Annotated in this window: 1 protein-coding gene; it reads right to left on the bottom strand. The window is 28.5% G+C overall.

The features are described from left to right. Positions 1-128: 128 nt before the first annotated feature. Positions 129-1,030 (bottom strand): DUF6882 domain-containing protein (locus tag AC1EUY_RS16090; RefSeq protein WP_480196572.1); only part of this gene is annotated, 902 nt, incomplete at its 5' end.

Below are 1,030 nucleotides of genomic sequence, written 5' to 3'. Positions count from 1 at the left end.
ATAACCGTCAGTTACGGGTTAATATGCGTTAATTTTCGGTTTGGCACAGGCTTTAGCAATTCCGAGTGGATTCGGACGTAGTCGAATCCGCCGTAATTGAGGTTATACATTGTTGTAGCTAGTTATTTTTAATATTCGTTTATTATTAATTTATCTCCTTGAGCTTCTAAATCTATTTCATATGCGTATGATTCAGTAGTCCATCCTAAATCGGTCGTGTACATTACAAAAAGTCTATTATCGTCAATTTTGAATTCTTTCCACTCAAGTATTGACTTTTCATCAAAATTACAAGGCCAAGACAGGGAAGGAAAAAAATAGGGGTCTTCATTAATCCAATATTTCAAATGAATCTTTTTTATTTTTCTAAAAGCTTTGTCAGAACTTATTTTTTGCTCGTTATACTCTTTATTGATTTCGAGTTTTTCTTTGTGAAATTTTTTAATTATTTCAATATGTTGCGATGATTGAATTGGAAATATGTGATTTTTAGGTTCAATGATTAAAATTTCATTTCCGTCTTTAAATATTGTTATATCTAAAAGAGAATAATAAATAATTACATTTTCTTGACGCTTCGAGTCAAAACCATTCGAATTCAGTTCATAGCTAAAAAGAGACAATAAATTTGTATTGAATTCTGTTGAAGATTTGAATTTATTCTTTTGATATTTTTTTGGTAGTGATTTTCTAAATGAATCTACTTTATCATTTAACTTTTCACTAATTGAAGGGTTTTTGTCTGACCACAAAAAGGTTTTATCATCGAGATTAAATGTTCCTAAAATCTCTGGTTTTACAATAACTTCATATCCATTTTCTTCGACAATATATTTTACTTCTCCTTTAGTTTGGTCAAATAAATATTCATTTGTTGGTTGCATTTGCCAAACTATTCTTTGATACATATTTCTTAAATTCATATCAGAGTTAGCTTTCGCAAACTTATTTTCCAATTCGGATTGACCATTAGAAAAGAATGAAAACATAATTAATATTATTGTCAAGGTTGATTTTTGCATTTCGTTTA

Source organism: Maritimimonas sp. 2210JD6-3 (assembly GCF_056591795.1).
The sequence above is the reverse complement of the archived record's forward strand: the minus strand, read 5'-3'. Positions and strand labels throughout refer to the sequence as shown.